Source organism: Pseudomonas sp. K5002 (assembly GCF_013386655.1).
Classification (GTDB): domain Bacteria; phylum Pseudomonadota; class Gammaproteobacteria; order Pseudomonadales; family Pseudomonadaceae; genus Aquipseudomonas.
This window is the reverse complement of record NZ_JACARK010001644.1, coordinates 1-595: the sequence shown is the minus strand read 5'-3', so window position 1 is coordinate 595 and position 595 is coordinate 1. Positions and strand designations below refer to the sequence as shown.

Genomic DNA, 595 nt, shown 5'->3' with positions numbered 1-595 from the left:
CACGCGTCCGGTGGGCACGCCGCAGCAGGCGGCCATGTTGCGGTTCTGGGTCACGGCCCGCACGTTGAGGCCCAGGCGCGTCTTGTTCAGCAGCAGCCAGGTCAGCACCACCACGAACAGCGCGAAGGCGATGATCACGATGCGGTTGTACGGCAGCACCAGGTTGGGCAGCACCTGGATTCCCCCGGACAGCCACTCGGGGTTGGCCACTTCAACGTTCTGCGCACCGAACACCAGGCGCACCAGTTGGATCAGCATCAGGCTGATGCCCCAGGTGGCGAGCAGGGTTTCCAGCGGGCGGCCGTAGAGGTGACGAATCACCGTGCGCTCCAGGGCCATGCCGATGGCGGCGGTGACAAAAAACGCCACCGGCAGCGCGATCAGCGGGTAGAACTCGATGGCCTGGGGCACGTAGCGCTGCATCAGCAACTGCACCACATAGGTGGAGTAGGCGCCGAGCATCAGCATCTCGCCGTGGGCCATGTTGATCACCCCGAGCAGGCCGAAGGTGATCGCCAGGCCGAGCGCCGCCAGCAGCAGGATCGAGCCCAGGGACATGCCGCTGAAGGCCTGGCCGAGAATCTCGCCCACCATC

General features: G+C 65.9%; 1 protein-coding gene. It reads right to left on the bottom strand.

What is annotated here, in order from left to right; all coding sequences use genetic code 11:
- Positions 1-595: urea ABC transporter permease subunit UrtB (urtB, locus tag HX846_RS38460; protein ID WP_178967608.1), on the bottom strand; the 595-nt coding region annotated here is incomplete at both ends.